Genomic DNA, 21,033 nt, shown 5'->3' with positions numbered 1-21,033 from the left:
GTATGGAACAATCGATGCGTAAGAAAAATAACAATCAAATTAATATTGTATTAAACCATCGAAAGAAAATTTCGTTACCGGCATCAGAAAATAAAACGGTAATTTCAAGTGAAACCACTACTAAACATGAGATGTTGCAGAGAATTGAAGAAGAGATGGGAAAGCTTGTTGGGATGGATGAAATAAAAAAGATAATAAAAGAAATTTATGCTTGGATTTATGTAAATAAAAAAAGACAAGAGATGGGGTTGAAATCTGAGAAGCAAGTGCTTCACATGTTATTTAGGGGGAATCCCGGTACTGGGAAGACAACCGTTGCTAGAATGATAGGGAAATTGTTGTTTGAGATGAATATTTTATCGAAGGGGCATTTAGTTGAAGCAGAACGTGCTGATCTTGTGGGGGAGTATATCGGTCATACAGCGCAAAAGACGAGAGATTTAATAAAAAAGGCCATGGGAGGTATTTTGTTTATTGATGAGGCGTATTCTTTAGCGCGGGGGGGAGAGAAGGATTTTGGGAAGGAAGCTATTGATACACTTGTGAAGCATATGGAAGATAAGCAGCACGGTTTTGTATTAATTTTAGCTGGATATTCAAGAGAGATGAATCATTTTCTTTCATTAAATCCAGGGTTACAATCTCGTTTTCCGTTTATTATTGAATTTGCGGATTACTCGGTAAATCAGCTGTTGGAAATTGGAAAGAGAATGTATGAGGAGCGCGAATATCAGTTATCTAAAGAAGCAGAGTGGAAATTTCGAGATCATTTACATGCGGTAAAGTATTCGTCGCAAATTACATCGTTTAGTAATGGGCGATACGTACGGAATATTGTTGAAAAATCGATTCGTACACAAGCTATGCGATTGTTACAAGAGGATACGTATGATAAATATGATTTAATTGGGATATCAAGTATGGATTTAATGCTTGAAGAGGAGACGCACAGTACGTAAACTGTGCGTCTGTTTTTATGCATAAGTTCGTTTACTCTTTTTTTGCTTTTTCTTGGTGAGTTTTATGAAGACGTTCCATTTTAGCGCTCTTTTCGTGCGCTGAATTTGGAACATGTCCAAATTGGTTTACTGAGCTTTTTTGAGCTCCTTTATTAACATGGTTTGTCATTTGCATTCACCTCGCTTTAAAAATTAGTATAAACATTATGTAAAGAAAAACTCGTTAGAAAAGAAAAACCTCTTTACGATATGTAAAGAGGTTAGATTGCTATTTATGCATTGAGCGCTCCTTTGTATCGATGTGTCTATGCGGTAAATGCCATTTGTAATGAATAGAAACCATGCGGAAGCAAACAATTAAAATGAATAAGGTGTATAGAGCCCAATCGCTAACGATGACTTTAGCGCCAATCAAAAAACCGGCTAAAATCGTCCAAAACGCATATACATCAGCTCGAAGGACGAGAGGTTTTCTACGTGCTAAAAGATCACGAATAATACCGCCGCCAATGCCAGTTAAAACAGCAGCTACAATTGTAGCGCTAATTGGTAAATTTAATTTTTGGGCGTATAGAGCTCCTTGTACGGCGAACGCTGATAAGCCGATGGCATCTGTGATGTTTTCCCACTTTTTCCAATGCTTAATTAATTTATTAGGAAAAAGAAAAATGATCGTCATTGATAATAGTGCGATTTGGAATAACATGTCTTGTTGCCAAAACGCGACGATTGGATAACCGATTAATAAATTACGAAGGGCACCTCCCCCAAATGCGGTTGCCATTCCTAAAATATATACCCCGAAAATATCATAATCCTCTTCCATTGCAACAATGGCTCCGCTTAGTGCGAAAGCGATTGTGCCTATGATGCTAAAAATCTCCCATGCCATGAATTTTCTCCCCCGCTAACTAGATGAAATGTGCTTCCTCTGCTATTATATTAGAAGGTTTAAATTTCGAAAAGGATGAGTGAACATATTTGATGGAAGAAAAAGAAAAAATCATATTAGTTGGCTGTCAATTGCCACAAGATGATGATGAAAAATTTATGCATTCCATGAAAGAGCTTGCATCGCTAGCGAAAACTGCGCGAGCGGAAGTGTTAGTATCAACGACGCAAAAGCGCCCGAAGTTTCATCCGGCGACTTATATAGGAAAAGGTAAACTAGAAGAGCTTGCAGCGTTGACGGAAGAATTAGAACCAGCTGTTATTGTTTTTAATAATGAGTTAACACCAAGTCAAATTCGGAATTTATCTTCAGTATTAGATGCGAGAGTGATTGACCGAACGCAGTTAATACTAGATATTTTTGCGCAACGTGCGAAATCGAGAGAGGGTAAGCTTCAAGTAGAATTAGCTCAATTGCAATATACAATGCCGCGCCTTATGGGACAAGGTCTTGCTTTATCGCGTCTTGGTGGTGGAATTGGTACAAGGGGACCAGGAGAGACGAAGCTTGAGACAGATCGTCGTCATATTCGATCTCGTATTGATGAAATAAAGAGACAACTTGCGGTTGTTGTGGAGCATCGAAAGAGATATCGTGAGAGAAGAAAAGATAATAAAGTGTTTCAAGTTGCGTTAATTGGGTATACAAATGCAGGAAAATCTACGTTGTTTAATAGATTAACGGAAGCTGATACGTTTGGAGAAAACTTATTGTTTGCAACGCTAGATCCGACGACAAGAAAGATGCCGCTACCTTCTGGTTATACAGTGCTTTTGACTGATACGGTTGGTTTTATACAAGATTTACCTACGTCACTAATTGCTGCTTTTCGATCTACGTTAGAAGAAGCTGGGGAAGCGGATGTTATTTTACATGTTGTTGATTCTGCAGATCCTAATTATGTAGGGCATGAGCAGACAGTAAAACAATTATTGTCGGACCTTGAAATTAATCGTATTCCTATTATTACGTTATATAATAAAAAAGATAAATTGCATCAAAACTTCATTCCATTTCCGAAAAGTGATTTCTTAATGACTAGTGCTTTTGAAGAAAGTGATTTATTGCGTATAAAAGAAGCGCTAGAAACGAAGATGAAGGAAGAAATGGATGATTATCAAGTGGAAATCCCTCCGAGTGAAGGTAGGTTATTAACGCTTTTAAAGACAGAAACAATATTAACTAAAATGGAGTTTCTAGAAGATAAATTTGTATATGATTGTACAGGGTATATATTTGCTCATTCATCGCTTAAGGGGCAATTAAAGAGATTTTTAGTGGAAGAAGGAGAAAATAATGTTTGATCGTTTGAAAAATGGAGAAAAAATTGCTCCAATCGTAAAAGAAGTAGAAAGTCAAATTATAGAAGTACATAAACATGTGGATGAAGTGATTGAGAGTAACCAATTTCGTGTATTAGAAAGTTTTCGTAAACACAAAATTAGCGATTCGCATTTTATTCCGACGACAGGTTATGGTTATGATGATATTGGTCGTGACACGTTAGAAAAAGTGTATGCTGATGTATTTGGGGCAGAAGCGGGTCTTGTTCGTCCGCAAATTATTTCAGGTACTCACGCAATTTCGACAGCTCTATTCGGTATTTTACGTCCAGGAGATGAACTGCTATACATAACAGGAAAACCATATGATACGTTAGAAGAAATCGTTGGTGTACGCGGAAAAGGTGTAGGCTCATTTAAAGAATATAATATTGGTTATAACGCAGTTCCGTTAACTGAAGAGGGATTTGTGGACTTTGAAGCTGTTGCAGCTGCGATCCATAGTAATACGAAGATGATTGGTATTCAGCGTTCAAAAGGATATGCTACTCGTCCGTCGTTTACTGTTTCACAAATTAAAGAGATGATTGCGTTTGTGAAAGAGATTAAACCTGATGTTGTTGTATTTGTAGATAACTGCTATGGCGAATTTATTGAAGAAGAAGAGCCATGTCATGTTGGTGCGGACTTAATGGCAGGCTCTCTTATTAAGAATCCTGGCGGTGGAATTGTTAAAACTGGTGGTTACATTGTTGGTAAAGAGCAGTATGTTGAAGCGTGTGCATATCGTCTAACATCTCCGGGGATCGGTGCGGAAGCAGGGGCATCTTTATACAGTTTGCAAGAAATGTATCAAGGTTTCTTCTTAGCGCCGCATGTAGCGGGACAAGCGCTAAAAGGTGCGATTTTTACAGCTGCATTTTTAGGAAAGTTAGGGATGAATACATCACCAGCTTGGAATGCACCAAGAACAGATTTAATTCAGTCTGTTCAATTTGATGATAAAGATCGTATGATTGCGTTCTGTCAAGCGATTCAATATGCATCTCCAATTAATTCTCATTTCACTCCATATGCAAACTATATGCCGGGTTATGAAGATGATGTAATTATGGCTGCGGGGACGTTTATTCAAGGTGCAAGTATTGAGCTGTCGGCTGATGGTCCGATTCGTCCGCCTTATGTTGCTTACGTGCAAGGTGGGTTAACTTATTCGCATGTAAAGATTGCTATTTGTTCTGCGATTGATGCGTTAATTGAAAAAAAACTATTAACAATTTCTTAAAGGAAAGCTGTCGATTTCGGCAGCTTTTTTCGTGTGAAAGTAATGATTTGTGCCATTAGAAAAAAATGAAAAAATTCACAAAAAATCATGTAAGAAAAGCTAACATCTATTGACACTAAACATAACATGGTATAAAATGAGAAACAGTTAAGGCGAAGGAGGAACTGAAACAATGAAAGAAGATAGACGTTCTGCTCCGCTGTTTCCAATTGGTATTGTAATGGATTTAACACAATTATCTGCACGTCAAATTCGCTACTATGAAGAGCATAATCTTATTTTTCCAACCCGTACAAAAGGGAATCGTAGATTATTTTCATTTAACGATGTAGATAAATTGTTGGAAATTAAAGATTTGTTAGATCAAGGCTTAAATATGGCCGGAATTAAACAAGTATTGCAAATGAAAGAAAATCAAACAGAAGCAGTGAAAGTAAAAGAAGAAACGAAAGAAATTTCAAAATCCGAGCTTCGCAAAATTCTTCGAGATGAACTACAACATACAGGTAGATTTAATCGGACCTCATTGCGACAAGGTGACATTTCAAGGTTTTTTCACTAAAGATAACTGATTCTGAAGGTGTTTAGAGGGACTAAGGAGGAATTTATAATGGCTAGGTACACAAAAGAAGATATTTTCCGTTTGGCGAAAGAAGAGAATGTAAAGTATATCCGTCTGCAATTTACGGACCTTTTAGGGGTAATTAAAAACGTAGAAATTCCAGTGAGCCAATTAACAAAAGCTCTTGATAACAAAATGATGTTTGATGGATCTTCTATTGAAGGTTTCGTACGTATTGAAGAATCTGATATGTATTTATATCCGGATTTAGATACTTGGGTAATTTTCCCTTGGACAGCTGAAAAAGGTAAAGTAGCTCGTTTAATCTGTGATATTTACAATGCTGATGGTACTCCATTTGATGGCGACCCACGTAACAACTTAAAGCGTGTGTTAAAAGAAATGGAAGCATTAGGATTCTCAGATTTCAATCTTGGACCAGAGCCAGAATTCTTCCTATTTAAAGTTGATGAAAAAGGAAATCCAACACTGGAATTGAACGATAACGGTGGATACTTCGACCTTGCGCCGATGGATCTAGGGGAAAACTGTCGTCGTGATATCGTTCTTGAACTTGAAGAAATGGGCTTTGAAATTGAAGCATCTCACCATGAGGTTGCGCCAGGTCAACATGAAATTGACTTTAAATATGCAAATGCAATTCGCTCATGTGATGACATTCAAACATTCAAGCTTGTTGTAAGAACGATTGCTCGTAAACATGGTTTACACGCAACATTTATGCCGAAACCATTATACGGTGTGAACGGTTCAGGTATGCACTGTAACTTATCACTATTTAAAAATGGTGAGAACGTATTCTTCGATCAAAACGGTGATTTACAATTAAGTGATGATGCTCGTCACTTCATCGCAGGTATTTTAAAACATGCGCCAGCATTTACAGCGGTAGCAAACCCAACTGTAAACTCTTACAAGCGTTTAGTACCTGGATATGAAGCTCCATGTTACGTAGCATGGTCTGCACAAAACCGTAGTCCATTAGTGCGTATTCCTGCATCTCGTGGTATTAGTACACGCGTAGAAGTACGTAGTGTTGACCCAGCTGCGAACCCGTATTTAGTAATGGCTACATTATTAGCAGCAGGTCTTGATGGAATTAAAAATAAATTAACTCCACCAGCTGCAGTAGACCGTAACATCTACGTAATGACAAAAGAAGAGCGTGAAGAAGCAGGTATCGTTGACTTACCAGCAACATTAGCGCAAGCGTTAGTTACTTTACAATCTAATGAAATCGTATGTGGCGCATTAGGTGATCATTTACTTGAGCACTTCATTGAAGCAAAAGAAATTGAGTGGGATATTTTCCGCACGCAAGTTCACCAATGGGAACGCGACCAATATATGTCTCTATACTAAGAGAGAAAAAAGCCCTAATACTACGGTATTAGGGCTTTTTCGTCATTTATCTACAGTGAAAAAACACGAATATTGTCGCATTTTTTTAGTGTCATCAGGAAGTAATTTAGTGAAAATAATTTGTGTTGACTCGTTCTGTATAAAGAACTAAAATGGCATTAACTAGAAATGTTTGTATATTAAAAAGAATGAAAATATTGTTTTTTCTTAAGTTTTCGATGCCAATTTCAAGTTGAAGCTCATTGGTTTTAAATGAGGAGGGAAGTTATGGATAAGGAAATAAATTTGAAAAATCTATTTACTATTATACGAAAAAGAATTTGGATACTTCTATTATTTACAACTCTCACTACAGTAGCAGGAGCGATGTATACTATATATGTAAAAACACCATTATATGCCTCTTCAGCAAGGGTTATTGTTCAAGCTAATGCTGAAACGATGAATACATTGAAAGCGATGGTAAATGAGCCTGTAATATTAGAAAAAGTGGCTGCTGAATTGAATATTAACAGATCTGCAGGTGCATTAAGTGGACAAATAAGTACAGAAAGTGTGCAAGGGTCCCAGATTATGAGAATAAATGTAGTGGATATAGATCCTGTGCTTGCTCATAAAATTGCAAATACTACAGCCGCTGTTTATAAGAAAGAAGTAGCGAATATACTGAATTTTAATAATGTGAGTATATTACCAGAAGACCCAGTTCAAAAAAATTCTATGCCTATAAATATAAATCACTTTAAGACGATACTAATTGCATTCTCTATAGGTATGGCGCTCAGTATTGGATTCATTTTTTTATTGGATTCACTTGATGAGAGAATCAAATCGGAACGGCGAATTGAACAATTGTTAGATGTCCCTGTTTTGGGCGGAATATCTAAAATGAATAGAAAAAATGTGAAAGACAAATTCAGTAAAAAAATACGGTATTATTGGGGGAGGGAACGGAGTGGCTTACAAAAATAGACGAAAAACAAATAAAGTTAAAGGAGAAAGTATAATTGTACATACCGCTCCAAGATCGAAAATTTCGGAGCAGTATCGTTCGCTTCGAACAAACCTTCAATTATCTTCATCTATTCATAAAAGCAGAACTATAGTTATTACTTCTCCGAGGTATGGTGAAGGAAAATCAACGATTACAGTTAATTTAGCAGTCTCAATAGCACAAAAAGGTGAAAAAGTATTGGTAATAGATGCAAATTTACGAACACCAACGATTCATGAAATATTTGGAGTAGAAAATACAATTGGATTAATTGATATATTGAACGGAAAAACAACTTTAGAGGGTGCCGTGAAAAAAACAGAGATGGAAAGTCTGGATGTATTAACTAGCGGACCGGTACCATTCAATCCATCCGAAGTACTTAGTTCGAGTGCAATGGATATGTTAGTTCAAAAGGCAATGGAACGATATGATATTATATTATTTGATTCTTCTCCTGTACTAGAAGTAACAGATACAAGTGTATTGGCTGATAAGTGTGAAGGTGTATTATTGGTGATACGTTATAATCATACTGTGAATGAAGATGCGCTTGAAACGAAAAGGGCGTTAAGTTTTACGAAAAGTAGGATATTAGGTGCGATTTTGAATGGAAAAGTATAAATAACATAAATGTACTTTAGAAAAATGAATTTAATATCCTTATATCAGGATGTTCTTTATAAAGAATTTTTTAAAGGGATACGATGTGGTGATGTCTCCTTACCGCTATCAACGGAGGCACTCGATTATGCTGTGGGTTGTGAAAACAACCTTAGATGCGAGTCATCAAGAGTGTAATGTGAGGGAGGGTTAGATGCCCCTATTTTATTAAAGTTTCTAACTATGTGTTTTTAATAAAGAGAATATAGTTAGAAACTTTAAATTTGAAAGAGTTAAGTATGGAATTGATTAAAGGAGGAAGTTACATGACGTATCGACGGAGGATATCGTTATTGCTTTTAATGGATTCAATGATTGTGTTAAGTGCTATTTTCTTTAGTTATTTCTTTGTAAATGCTAGCTTTAGTGTTATCACTTTATCATCAATTATTAGCTCTATCACTCTATTAGTCAGTCATCATTTATTTGCTTTAATATATAAGTTGTATAATAAAGCTTGGGAATATGCAAGTATAGGAGAATTACTCATTATATGCAAAGTTGTTACATTTTCTATAATTGCTACAGCAGTTGTGCAGCAACTAATCATGCCAAAAATGTATTTTCGGCTGTTAGTTGTAACTTGGATGATTCATATTTTATTAATTGGTGGTTCACGTTTTATATGGAGAATGTACAGAGATATTTATTATGTAAAAAAGGGTGATAAAAAAAGAACGTTAATTGTTGGTGCGGGATCTGCTGGGACAATGGTTGCAAGGCAGTTGTTGAAGAATAGTGCCGCTGAATTAATGCCAGTCGCATTTATCGATGACAATGCAAAAAAACATAATCTTGATATTTGGGGTATTCCAGTAATTGGTGGTATGAATCAAATTGAGTACACTGTCAAAAAACTGAATATTGAAATAATTATTTTGGCAATCCCCTCATTAAACAAAAGAGAGCAAAATGTTATTTTGAAAAGATGTTTAAAAACAGAAGTGAAAACTCAAATTCTTCCGATGTTAGAAGACTTAGTAACGGGTAAAGTATCGGTGAACGAATTCAGGGATGTTCAAGTAGAGGATTTATTAGGGCGTGATCCTGTAGAACTTGATGTGGATATTATTTCAGATTATATAACTGACAAGGTTATTTTAGTTACTGGTGCAGGAGGTTCGATTGGTTCGGAAATTTGTAGACAAATTGCAAAATTTAGGCCGAAAAAGTTGATTTTACTAGGGCATGGGGAGAACAGTATTTATTCTATAGAAATGGAATTAAACAGAAAATATGGAGATATGAAAGGCACGTTTATTCCTGAAATCGCAGATATACAAGATGAAAAGAAGATGCAATTAATTATGAGCAAACATCTTCCGAATGTTGTATATCATGCAGCTGCACATAAACATGTACCACTAATGGAGAATAATCCTGAAGAGGCTGTTAAAAATAATTTGATTGGAACTATGAATGTATCAGAGGCAGCGAGAGCACATGGAGTAGGAACGTTTGTTATGATTTCCTCTGATAAAGCTGTGAACCCGACGAGTGTTATGGGAGCAACAAAGAAATTAGCTGAGATGGTAATTCAACATAAAGATAAAATAAGTCATACAAAGTTTGTTACTGTACGCTTTGGGAATGTCTTAGGAAGTAGAGGGAGTGTTATACCTTTATTTAAGAAGCAAATTCAAAATGGTGGACCAGTTACAGTTACTCATCCTGATATGGTTCGGTATTTTATGACAATCCCGGAAGCATCAAGACTCGTAGTGCAAGCTGGTGCTTTAGCTAAAGGTGGAGAGATTTTTGTATTGGATATGGGAGAACCAGTGAAAATAGTCGACCTTGCCAAAAATCTTATTCGATTATCAGGAAATTCTGTGGATGAAATAGGAATAGAATTTACTGGTATACGCCCAGGGGAGAAACTTTTTGAAGAATTACTAAAAGAAGATGAAATGAATGAAAAGCAAATTCATCCGAGGATTTACGTAGGACAAGAAATGAATGTTCGTATAGAAGAAATTGAAGAGTTTATTTCAAGTTATACAGATTTAAACGAAGTAGAATTAAGAAAACGATTGTTAAAGTTAGTAAATCAGCGTAAAACTTTAAAACTGTTAATACCTGTATCAGGTCAATAGAAAAAATTTATATAAGACGGGTGCGTGGGATGGTGTCTAAAAAAGTTCTGTTTTGTGCAACTGTAGATTATCATTTTAAGGCTTTTCATTTACCGTATTTGAAATGGTTTTCAGAACAAGGATGGGAAGTACATGTTGCAGCGAATGGGAATATACATCTTCCGTACGTAACTCGAAAATATAATATTCCTATTCAAAGGTCACCTCTTAGTATACAAAACATCCACGCATATAAAAAACTAAAATCAATTATTGATCAAAATAAATATCATATCATTCATTGTCATACGCCTATGGGAGGAGTAATTGCTCGTTTAGCTGCTCAGAAAGCCAGGCGGCAAGGAACGAAAGTCGTATATACAGCACATGGATTTCACTTTTGTAAAGGATCACCGTATATGAATTGGTTGCTTTATTATCCGATTGAAAGAATTCTAGCTTCTCATGCGGATTGTCTAATAACAATTAACCAAGAAGATTATGATTTAGCAGTTAAACATCGCTTTCCAGTGAAAGATATTAAGCTAGTTCACGGTGTAGGAATAGATGTACAACGGTTTACTCCTGTAACTGAAATTGAGAAACGAGAATTAAAGCTACAATGTGGCTATAAATCACAAGATTTTTTAATGTTTTATGCTGCTGAATTTAATAAGAATAAAAATCAAAGCTTTTTAATCCGTGTATTGGCACAATTGAAAAATGAAATGCCACATGCGAAGCTTTTACTTGCTGGAGAAGGACCGTTAATGGAAGAGTGCAAAAAAATAACGACTCAACTAGGCGTGAGTAATATGGTTCACTTTCTTGGTTATAGAAATGATATAGCCTCTTTGTTACAGATGTCTGATCTTGCAGTTGCATCGAGTTACCGGGAAGGTTTACCAGTTAATATTATGGAAGCTATGGCTTGTGGACTTCCGGTTATCGCTACGGACAATCGGGGACATAGGGAGCTAATTATTAGTAATAAAAATGGTTGGATTATAGATCGTGATGATATAAAGACGATGTCTGAAAGAATAAATACTATTTCTAAAAATACTAAATTACAAGCTCAGTTTGGACAGTGTGGACGTACTATTATTACAAGTGAATATTCAGTTAACGAAGTGTTGAAAGAGAAACAAGAAATTTATACAACATATATGGATGGAATGGAGGATTTAAATTGGGCACTCCATTGAGAGTATTACATGTAGTCGTAAATATGAATAGAGGCGGAGCCGAAACTTTAATTATGAATTTATATCGCAATATAGATCGTTCCAAAGTTCAATTTGATTTTTTAACATGTAAAGAAGGAGTGTTTGATGAAGAAATAGTAAAGTTGGGCGGAAAAGTTCATAGAATTCCATATGTTACGGATGTTGGTCATAGAGGCTATATAAAGGCATTAAATACCTTCTTTAGCTCTCATCCGCAATATAAAATCGTTCATTCACATATGGATAAAATGAGTGGATTGGTACTTCGTTCAGCTAAAAAAGCAAGGGTGCCAGTTAGGATTGCACATAGTCACAATACTAGTAGTGAAGGTGGTGCTACTGCAAAAATCTATAAATGGTATGCAGGAAAATCTATAGGTACATGTGCAACGCATTTGTTAGCATGCTCAAATGCAGCTGCGAGATGGTTATTTGCAGATAAAGCTGATACAGCTAGAATCTTAAAAAATGGAATTGATTGTGATAGATTTTTGTTCATTCCAGAAATGAGAAAACATGTAAGAGAAGAATTACAGCTTGAGCAAGACGCTCTTGTTATTGGCCATGTTGGAAGATTTGCTCATCAAAAAAATCATGCTTACCTTATAGAAGTATTTGCGCAGTTAACTCGATTTAGGCCGAATTCAATTCTTTTATTAGCTGGCGAAGGGCCACTTCGTATGGAAATTGAAAATCAAGTGAGGGAATTAAATTTGGAGAAGCATATAAGGTTTCTTGGGATACGAGCTGATATAGAAAGGATACTTCAAGCATTTGATGTATTTGTTTTTCCATCCATACATGAGGGATTGCCACTTACTCTCATAGAGGCGCAAGGAGTTGGTTTGCCTTGTATTATATCGGATGCTATTACGAAAGAAGTGGATTTGGGAATGAATCTAGTTGAACATGTTCCTCTAGCAGATAAAATGGCTTGGATAGAAAAAATGAAAAATATAGAAATTAGTAATTTTCCGAGGGAAATACCAGCTCAAGTATTTTTGGAGAAAGGCTACGATATAAAACATACGGCAGAATTAACTCACGACTATTATTCCGTACTTTCGAGGTGAGTAATTTGAAGAATTTAACGATTTTCACCCCTACTTATAATAGAGCATATTGTCTTACAAATTGTTATGAGAGTTTAAAACGTCAAACATGTAAGAATTTTATTTGGTTAATAATAGATGATGGATCTAGTGATAACACAAAAGAATTGGTGGATAGCTGGATTGCTGAAAAATATATAAAAATTATGTATCATTGGCAACAAAATCAAGGGATGCATGGTGCTCACAATACAGCATACGAAATGATTGATACGGAGTTAAATATTTGTATTGATTCTGATGATTATATGCCAGACGATGCTGTAGAAAAAATCCTTTCTTTTTGGAGTAGATATGGGAATGATGAAGTTAGTGGGATAATTGGATTGGATTTGTATACAAATGGGCAAATAATTGGCTCAAAGTTACCAGAAAACCTTAAATATTCCACGTTGTTTAATCTTTACAACAAACATGGTGTCACAGGTGATAAAAAATTAGTCTATCGCACAGAATTGACTAAGAAATATCCATACCCAATTTTTAAAAATGAAAAATATGTTGGGTTAGCATATAAATATTATATGTTAGATCAGCAGTATGAGATGTTACTGATGAACGAACCTCTTTGCTATGTTGAATACATGCCTGACGGTTCATCAATGAATATGCTAAATCAATATCGTAAAAATCCAAGAGGTTTTGCTTTTTATCGTAAGGAACTTATGAAATTACCATTTACTAATCGAGTATTCAAGTATAGGCAAGCTGTACATTATGTATCTAGTAGTTTTATAGCAAAAAATAAAAGATTTATGCAAGAGTCGCCATGCAAAGGTCTTACGATTTGCGCATTGCCATTTGGAGTTATTCTTTATAGTTACATTACAATGAAAACAAGAATGGAAGTAAATATATAGGGATTTACTTAGTAAGTAAATGAGAGGACATAATAATGACTATACTTTGGATGAATCTTTTTATCGTATTCATACTCGCATTTTTTGCAAGGTATTTTGCTATACCTGTAACTAATAATTTTACATTGATAAAGCCAAATAGATTATTGGTTTTAATGGCGGCTCTATCACTTGTATTGGTAGCGGGACTTCGGAATAATATTGGGGATACTTATTTTTATATGCATGCATATAAAATAACGGAGTTTAATTGGGAGTATGTTCAAACTAACAAAGACATGGGCTTTAATATTTTTCAAATGGTTTTGAAAAAATATGCGGATGATCCTCAAGTAATGGTTTTTACTACAGCATTGATAACAAATGTACTCATTGTAGCAACACTATATAAATATTCAAGACTAATTGAATTGAGTTTATATGTTTATATTACGTCGGGTATGTATTTAACATCAATGAATGGGATTAGGCAATATTTAGCCGCTGCAATTATTTTTGCTGCCACAAAATATATTTTTGAAGGAAAATGGAAAAAATATATGGCAATTGTATTATGCGCATCAACATTTCATGCAAGTGCATTAGTTCTTATGCCAATCTACTTTTTTGTAAGAAAAAAAGCCTGGTCAGGAACGACATATTTGCTTCTTTTTTTAGCAGTATGTGTAGTTATAGGTTTTAATCAGTTTTCGGAAGTTTTATTTTCGGCAATTGGAAATACTCAATATGGTCAATATAAGGAATTTCATGAAGGTGGTGCCAATATACTTAGGGTTGCTGTGAGTATAGTGCCAATTATACTGGCTTACCTTGGGAAAGATAAAATGAGGGCGTTATTCCCTGAAAGTGATTATATTGTAAATATGTCTATATTAGGTCTTGTTTTTATGATTATTTCAACACAAAATTGGATATTTGCTAGATTCTCCATATATTTTGGATTGTATCAGTTAATATTAATTTCTTGGGTTGTGAAGTCATTTACAGATAAAGATCAAAAGTTGATTTATTATGCAGTTCTAGTGTGCTATTTTATTTATTTTGTATATGAACATGTAATTACTCTGGGAATTATCTATAAGAGCAACCTACTTTGATAATAAAGTGCAAGATGCTGGGAGAGGATTGTTAAATGGGGATAGATTCTAAGCTTAGACCTAAAAATAAAAAGAAGGTTTTACACATTGTCAGCGCTCTGAATCGCGGGGGAGCTGAAACGTTACTAATGAATATATATAGGAAAATAGATAAGAGGCAGCTTCAGTTTGATTTTGTATCTCATCGAAATGAGAAAAATGATTATGAAGATGAAATAATGGCGTTAGGTGGGAGAATATATAAGGTACCTAGTTTAGGACAAATAGGACCTTTTTCCTATGTTAAAGAACTTGTGAAAATTATGTCGGATAATCAATATGAAGTTGTACATGCACATACGGATTATCAAGGTGGTTTCGTTGCTGTAGCGGCAAAAATAGCTGGTATAAAAAAGAGGATTTGTCATTCGCATAGTAATAATTGGCCACAAGACTCTGGAATAAAAGCAAGAGTTATCCTAAAGGTTTTGCAATCTATTATTAAATATGCTGGAACTAATTATTGTGCGTGCAGCGTTGAAGCAGCACGTTTTTTATTTGGCGAAAGGATGATTCATAGTGAGAGGATAGAACTAATTAAAAACGGTATAGATATTAATCAATTTACTGATATAGACGCTGGGAGTAGTGTCAGCGTAAGAAGAGAACTTAATATACCGAATGCAACAAAATTAATAGGACATATAGGAAGTTTTTCAGAGTCAAAGAATCATATTTTTATCCTAAAAGTTTTAAAGCAAATTTTAAAACGAGATTCAAATTTTGTTGCTATTTTAGTAGGAGATGGCCCGTTAAGGATTTCTATTGAATTAAAAGCAAAGCAATTAGGGATTTTTGAAAATATTAGATTTTTGGGGGTTAGGAAGGATATTCCACGACTCATGAAGAGTTTTGATGTTTTTATTTTTCCTTCTTTGTTTGAGGGGTTTGGTATTGTAACTTTAGAAGCGCAATCTGCAGGTGTACCATGTGTTGTAGCAGATACGCTACCTAAGAATACTGATATGGGGTTAGGGATAATGTCATTTGTTGACTTAGATGAAGAAATTGAAATATGGTGTAAAGAAATTTATAAAGCCTTGTTAAAAGAAAGACCTGACAGGGAATTCATAATTAACAATATATCGAAATTAGGCTTTGATATTAACGATAACATTTACGAGTGGCTATCGTTATATGGAATTGTGCGCAAGGAAGAAATAGGATAATCTAATTTATTTTCATTTTATATGTCTGATGTATAAGGAGATTTGTTGAGCGTAGCAGCAAAATACAAATATAAAATGAGGAAGAGAAATCAATAATAGATTTTGTGAGGTATCCTATAATGAAAAAGAAAAGAATATTAATTACATCTTTTGATATGGAAATTGGTGGAGTAGAAAGAAGTTTGATTGGTTTATTAAATACAATTGATTACAGTAAGTATGATATAGATTTAATGTTATTTAAACATGAAGGTGGATTTTTCTCTTTACTACCTAAAGAGCCGAATTTATTAGAAGAATTGCAACAATATACTACTTTTAGAAAATCAATTAAGCAGATATTACAAGAAGGGCATTACTCAATTGGGATTACTAGGATAATAGGGAGAATTATGGGCGTTATGCATGGGCGATATGTAAATAGTAAAGAACCTGGATACTTCGTCATTCAATATGGATGGAGAATATCTCTTCCATTTCTTCCAAAGTTGAGAGAAGAGTACGATGTTGCGATAAGTTTTTTATGGCCGCATTATTTTATAGGGGATAAAGTTCGAGCGAAAAGAAAAATTGGGTGGATTCATACTGATTATTCGAACATACAACTTAACAAAGAAATGGAATGTAAAATGTGGAGGAAAATGGATGATATTGTGGCGGTTTCCGAAAGTTGTAGAGATACATTCCTGAATAGTCTGCCTTATATTAATAAAAAGGTGCAAGTGATAGAAAATATAATAAATTCTGAATTTGTTCGCGAACAATCTAATGAAGGAGATATTACTCAGGAAATACCAATAAATAGAGAGCGAATCAAGTTAGTTACTGTTGCTAGACTTTCTCATGCTAAGGGAATTGATGACGCTATATATGCGCTTAGAAAACTATTAGATCAAGGGTATGATATCGAGTGGTACATAGTTGGATATGGGCCTCAAGAAGCGGAACTTAAATTGTTGATAGATAAATTAGGACTTCAAGATGAATTTGTTTTACTAGGTAAGAAGATTAATCCGTACCCGTACATAAAAGCATGTGATATTTATGTACAACCTTCTAGATACGAAGGGAAGGCAGTAACAGTTCGGGAAGCGCAAATTCTTAAGAAACCAGTATTAATAACTAATTTTTCAACTGCCAAAAGTCAGCTGGAGAACGGGGTAGATGGATATATTTGTCCAATGGGTATAAAGGGAATTGTCGAAGGAATAAAAAAAATGATTGATGATGTTGAATTCAGAAGTGAAATTGTTAATAATGTAAGCCAAAAAAATTATGGTAATGAAATAGAAGTGGAAAAGATATATAGGTTAATTGAATTAGAATAGATTAAGTTATAAAACTAAAAAATCTTTTACTATTTATAAAAGATACTTGGGGGAATTATTTTTATGGAGAATGTTTTAGTATTAGATACATCGGTAGGTTCTCTTAACAAGGGTGACGATATAATAATGAAGTGTGTAAAGCATCATCTTTCTGATATAACTAAAAATGCATATGTTTTAACATTACCTACTCATGTTTCACCTTTTCATTGGTACCAAGTAGCGAGAAAATCAAATAGGGTAAAGATTTATAGTGATGCGAAATATAAGTTTGTAGGTGGTTCGAATTTGCTAGCAATGGATATGTTTACGCACTTTCCGCAGTGGAATATTAATATATTTAATTATGGTCCTTTAAAGGGGAGTATTCTGGTTGGAGTTGGTGCAGGAAAAGGAAATAAAATAAATCCCTATACAAAAATGTTATATAGAAAAGTTTTATCACATGAATATATACATAGCGTTAGAGATGAAAGAACAAAAAAATTTTAGAAGAAATGGGTTTTAAAGCTCTAAATACTGGTTGTGCAACTTTGTGGTCCTTTACGCATGATTTTTGTAGGGGAATTCCAAGTGGAAAATCGGAATCGGTTGTTTTTACACTAACCCATCATTCTAAAAATCGTGAAAAAGATCAATTATTGATAGATACACTTAACAAAAGTTATGAAAATGTCTATTTTTGGATACAAGACGCTGATGATTTTGAATATTTAAAAACTTTAGAGGGTATACAGGACATAAAAATTATACCTCCTACTATAGAGGCGTATGAAAAAATCCTAAATACAGCCGTCGATTATATTGGAACACGTTTACATGGCGGCATATTTGCTATGCGTCATAAAAAACGTGCAATAATTATCTCCATAGATGAAAGAGCTAAGGGGATGGGCGAAACGTATAATTTAAATCTGATTGATAGGGAAGATTTAAATAATCTTGAAAAAATGATAAATTCAGAGTTTATCACGGATGTTCAAGTGAATTTTGATGTAGTAAATCAATGGTTAAAACAGTTCTCTAATTAATAAATGTACTTTGATAAAAATGGCGATTTATTAGGAGGCTCAAATGAATAGTATAATTCTCGATAAAATTGTCGTAAGAAATAATAGAGTTGATTATTCTTTTAGTATTAAGGGGGATTTACAAAAGTATTTTAAGACAAGTAATCATATGTTTCTTGAATATAACTATGATGTATCTGATATCCCTTTAAGTATTTTGGCTATTCCGTTTGTTGCAAATGTAGTTCCTCTTGTATGGATTACTAATTCAACAATAGTAATAAATGAACTAGATAAATCTTTTTATATTTGTTTAAATAATATAAAAAATGCATATCAAAACATGTTTCCTGGTGTGAAATTTAAAGGATCCGTGGATGTAGGAGAAATTATTGATAATGTTTACATTCCGGAATTTGAAGCGGCATCTTTATTTAGTGGGGGATTAGATGCACTTACTACATTTATAAGAATAAAAGATAAAAACCCCTTGCTAGTTACTGAATATGGATGGCATGAAAATGAAATAGAGGGTAGTAAAGTATGGGAGGCGGATAAAGAAAATGCCATAAATTTTGTAAAGGATAATGGACTAGAAAATATTTTTATACAATCCAACTATGGGACCTTTATAATTGCAGGGAACATTGACCATGATTTTAGAGAAAAGTTAAACGATACATGGTGGCATGGATTGCATCATGGTCTAGCGATAATATCTGCAGCTATTCCAATAGCTTTTAAACTTAAGATAAAATGTATTTACATTGCAAGCTCTAATTCTCCATTATATCAAGTTACTTGTGCATCTGATCCAACTGTGGATAATGAAATAAAATATGCATCTGGAACAGTATTTCATGATGGATACGAACTTACTAGGCAAGAAAAGATTAAAGTTGTTGTGGACCATTATTCAGCTAGTAAAGAACCTGTTAATATCAGGGTATGTTTTAAAAATGAAGAAAATTGTTGTAAATGTGAAAAATGTTTAAGAACAATTATGGGAATTATTGCTGAAGGGAGAGATCCTCGTGAATATGGTTTTAATATTCCAGGTAATCTTTATCAGTACGTTAAAACTTCTTTAAATAGTGAGGTGAAGTTTTTTACTAATACATTCATTGAAATGTATTGGAATTTAATCCAAGTGCGAATGAAACAAAATTGTGATTGTATTACAGATAAAAATTTACTAAATTGGTTTCTAGATTATGATTTCAAGGCGCAACGAAGAAAAGCGTTATTAAAATACAGGATAACAAAGTTTTTCCCTATTTTAAAGAGGAAGATTAGTGCCAAATTTAGTAGAGTGGGTACGCAAAACAACTAAAATATAGAAGGTATTACGATGAGAATACAAAATTCCTTAAAAAATATTTTATTCGGTTTGTCTGGACAAATAATTAGTATTGGCATGGGATTTGTTGTTCGAACTGTTTTTATTTATACACTCGGTATAGAATATTTAGGTGTGGATGGGCTTTTTACAAGTATACTATTGATGTTTTCCCTAGCTAATTTAGGCTTTGATACAGCTATAATTTATAGTTTATATAGGCCATTAGCTGAGAAGGATATCTATAAAATACAGGCATTAATGAATTTATATCAAAAAGCATACAGATTAATAGGAGTAGTAGTTTTATTATTAGGGTTATCTCTATTACCATTTCTTGATTATTTAGTGAATGCAGATACTATGATTAAAGACATTAACATTATCTATCTTTTATTTTTAATAAGTTCGGTGTCATCATATTATTTTGTATATAAGCAATCTATTATTATTGCTGATCAAAGTAACTATATCATTTCTAAAATACACACTTTGTTCATAATTATATCTAACGCATTACAAATTGTTTTATTAATAATTATTAGTGATTACATTGTAGTACTGATAGTTCAATTAACATTGAAAGTAATTGAGAATGTATATATTGCAAATAAGGCAAATAAATTATATCCATTTTTAAAAGAAAAAAATAATGCGAAATTATCTAAGGCAGACAGACGAGAGTTTTTTGAGAATTTGTATTCCTTGTTACTATATAAAATTAGTGGTGTAGTAATTAATGCAACAGATAATATAATTATATCGAAATTCATTGGAATTATTTGGGTTGGTGTGTATTCAAATTATTTGTTGATCTTAAATACATTAAATACCTTATTAGGCTATTTGTTTTATTCTATCACTGCTAGTGTTGGAAATTTGAATGTGAAAGAAAATGCAGAAAAAAATATTTTATTTTTCGTGTAATTAACTTTTTTAATTTTTGGATATATGGATTTTGTACAGTTTGCCTTTGGAATTTGATAAATCCATTTATAACACTCTGGTTAGGTGAGGAATATGTGTTTAATAAGTATGTATTATTTTTCATATTACTTAATTTTTTCACTTCAGGAATGCAAAATACAACTACAATTTTTAGAGAAACCACAGGTTTATTTAAAAAAGGGAAGTATAGACCTATCATAGCGGCAATTATAAATATTGTAGTTTCTATAATTCTCGCGAAACAAATAGGAATAGCAGGAGTGCTTTTAGGGACTGTTATTAGTAGATTATGTACTTACTTTTGGTATGATCCTTATATTATATTTAAAATGATTTTTAAAAAATCTGTAAAAGTATATTTTATTAGATATATTTTGTTTGTAGTGCTTGTATTATTTTCTGTTATAGCAACGGATTTTATTGGTTATATTTTTCACATAAATATATTTATGGACATGGTAATACGTAGTATTTTGTGCCTGATTATTCCGAATTTGATCTTTTGGATGGTATTTAAAGAGGCGGAAGAGTATAGATATTTCCTTAATTTAACCCGAATATTAATAAAAAAAATAAAGTCGAAAATATTAACTCGGAAAGTTTCGAATGATAATTATCCATAAATTATTATTTTGTTTTTTCCATATCACAGTAAAGAATGCTTTATTTACGGAAGAGATTTTAGGTTGTTCTGAAAATAATAGTAGGGGAGTTATGTATAAAGAGCATAGTGTCTTTTTAATAAA

At 33.6% G+C, this 21,033-nt stretch carries 16 protein-coding genes and 3 pseudogenes; 17 read left to right on the top strand and 2 right to left on the bottom strand.

Annotation, left to right across the window (positions count from 1 at the left end; genetic code table 11):
- The first annotated feature begins 2 nt into the window (after positions 1 to 2).
- Entirely contained in the window at positions 3 to 959 is a 957-nt protein-coding gene (gene spoVK / locus JFT95_RS15805) for a stage V sporulation protein K (protein WP_002014481.1), read from the top strand.
- A gap of 31 nt (positions 960 to 990) precedes the next feature.
- Here spoVK and JFT95_RS15800 read toward each other — a convergent pair whose 3' ends face one another.
- The gene (locus tag JFT95_RS15800) at positions 991 to 1,128 is read right to left on the bottom strand and encodes a hypothetical protein (RefSeq protein WP_201052771.1); all 138 of its coding nucleotides are present in this window, start codon (positions 1,126 to 1,128) and stop codon (positions 991 to 993) included.
- Between the two features lie 99 nt (positions 1,129 to 1,227).
- On the bottom strand, positions 1,228 to 1,851 hold the full coding sequence (locus JFT95_RS15795) for a trimeric intracellular cation channel family protein (RefSeq protein WP_201052770.1): 624 nt from the start codon (positions 1,849 to 1,851) through the stop codon (positions 1,228 to 1,230).
- A gap of 92 nt (positions 1,852 to 1,943) precedes the next feature.
- On the opposite strand from JFT95_RS15795, the gene hflX reads away from it, so the two are divergent.
- The 16 genes and pseudogenes from hflX (at position 1,944) to JFT95_RS15715 (ending at position 20,910) form a co-directional block, all read left to right on the top strand.
- Positions 1,944 to 3,215 (top strand): GTPase HflX, encoded by a 1,272-nt coding sequence (hflX, locus tag JFT95_RS15790; RefSeq protein WP_201052768.1) that lies wholly within the window; start codon positions 1,944 to 1,946, stop codon positions 3,213 to 3,215.
- On the top strand, positions 3,208 to 4,479 hold the full coding sequence (locus JFT95_RS15785) for a methionine gamma-lyase family protein (RefSeq protein WP_002128611.1): 1,272 nt from the start codon (positions 3,208 to 3,210) through the stop codon (positions 4,477 to 4,479). The genes hflX and JFT95_RS15785 overlap by 8 nt, the downstream gene beginning before the upstream one ends.
- Positions 4,480 to 4,651: 172 nt before the next feature.
- Complete coding sequence (gene glnR, locus JFT95_RS15780; RefSeq protein WP_002014475.1) at positions 4,652 to 5,041, top strand: transcriptional repressor GlnR; 390 nt, start codon at positions 4,652 to 4,654, stop codon at positions 5,039 to 5,041.
- Positions 5,042 to 5,089: 48 nt separating this feature from the next.
- The gene (glnA, locus tag JFT95_RS15775; RefSeq protein WP_002014472.1) at positions 5,090 to 6,424 is read left to right on the top strand and encodes a type I glutamate--ammonia ligase; all 1,335 of its coding nucleotides are present in this window, start codon (positions 5,090 to 5,092) and stop codon (positions 6,422 to 6,424) included.
- A gap of 267 nt (positions 6,425 to 6,691) precedes the next feature.
- A pseudogene (locus JFT95_RS15770) lies at positions 6,692 to 7,431 on the top strand (YveK family protein).
- Entirely contained in the window at positions 7,380 to 8,042 is a 663-nt protein-coding gene (locus JFT95_RS15765; RefSeq protein ID WP_131245275.1) for a CpsD/CapB family tyrosine-protein kinase, read from the top strand. The pseudogene JFT95_RS15770 and the gene JFT95_RS15765 overlap by 52 nt, the downstream one beginning before the upstream one ends.
- A 305-nt stretch (positions 8,043 to 8,347) precedes the next feature.
- Positions 8,348 to 10,177 carry a polysaccharide biosynthesis protein gene (locus JFT95_RS15760; protein ID WP_012261457.1) on the top strand — a complete coding sequence of 610 codons (1,830 nt, stop codon included), beginning with the start codon at positions 8,348 to 8,350 and terminating at the stop codon, positions 10,175 to 10,177.
- Positions 10,178 to 10,206: 29 nt separating this feature from the next.
- Entirely contained in the window at positions 10,207 to 11,364 is a 1,158-nt protein-coding gene (locus JFT95_RS15755; protein ID WP_201052767.1) for a glycosyltransferase family 4 protein, read from the top strand.
- The gene (locus JFT95_RS15750; RefSeq protein ID WP_002128605.1) at positions 11,349 to 12,458 is read left to right on the top strand and encodes a glycosyltransferase family 1 protein; all 1,110 of its coding nucleotides are present in this window, start codon (positions 11,349 to 11,351) and stop codon (positions 12,456 to 12,458) included. The genes JFT95_RS15755 and JFT95_RS15750 overlap by 16 nt, the downstream gene beginning before the upstream one ends.
- A 5-nt stretch (positions 12,459 to 12,463) precedes the next feature.
- Positions 12,464 to 13,357, top strand: coding sequence for a glycosyltransferase family 2 protein (locus JFT95_RS15745; RefSeq protein WP_201052766.1), 894 nt, complete (start codon positions 12,464 to 12,466; stop codon positions 13,355 to 13,357).
- A 35-nt stretch (positions 13,358 to 13,392) separates the two neighbouring features.
- Positions 13,393 to 14,454 carry an EpsG family protein gene (locus JFT95_RS15740; RefSeq protein ID WP_002014464.1) on the top strand — a complete coding sequence of 354 codons (1,062 nt, stop codon included), beginning with the start codon at positions 13,393 to 13,395 and terminating at the stop codon, positions 14,452 to 14,454.
- 35 nt (positions 14,455 to 14,489) lie between these two features.
- A complete protein-coding gene (locus tag JFT95_RS15735) occupies positions 14,490 to 15,662 on the top strand; it encodes a glycosyltransferase family 1 protein (RefSeq protein WP_201052765.1) in 1,173 nt (390 codons plus the stop codon).
- Positions 15,663 to 15,781: 119 nt separating this feature from the next.
- Positions 15,782 to 16,990: a glycosyltransferase gene (locus tag JFT95_RS15730; RefSeq protein WP_201052764.1), complete on the top strand. Its 1,209-nt coding sequence runs from the start codon at positions 15,782 to 15,784 to the stop codon at positions 16,988 to 16,990.
- A 63-nt stretch (positions 16,991 to 17,053) separates the two neighbouring features.
- A pseudogene (locus JFT95_RS15725) lies at positions 17,054 to 18,021 on the top strand (polysaccharide pyruvyl transferase family protein).
- A gap of 43 nt (positions 18,022 to 18,064) precedes the next feature.
- Positions 18,065 to 19,333, top strand: coding sequence for a peptidase (locus JFT95_RS15720; RefSeq protein WP_201052763.1), 1,269 nt, complete (start codon positions 18,065 to 18,067; stop codon positions 19,331 to 19,333).
- A gap of 18 nt (positions 19,334 to 19,351) precedes the next feature.
- Positions 19,352 to 20,910 (top strand): annotated as a pseudogene (locus JFT95_RS15715) (lipopolysaccharide biosynthesis protein).
- Positions 20,911 to 21,033 lie beyond the last annotated feature (123 nt).

This window comes from Bacillus sp. TH17, from assembly GCF_016651125.1.
Taxonomy (GTDB): Bacteria; Bacillota; Bacilli; order Bacillales; family Bacillaceae_G; genus Bacillus_A; species Bacillus_A mycoides.
This window is presented reverse-complemented; position numbering and strand designations above follow the sequence as displayed.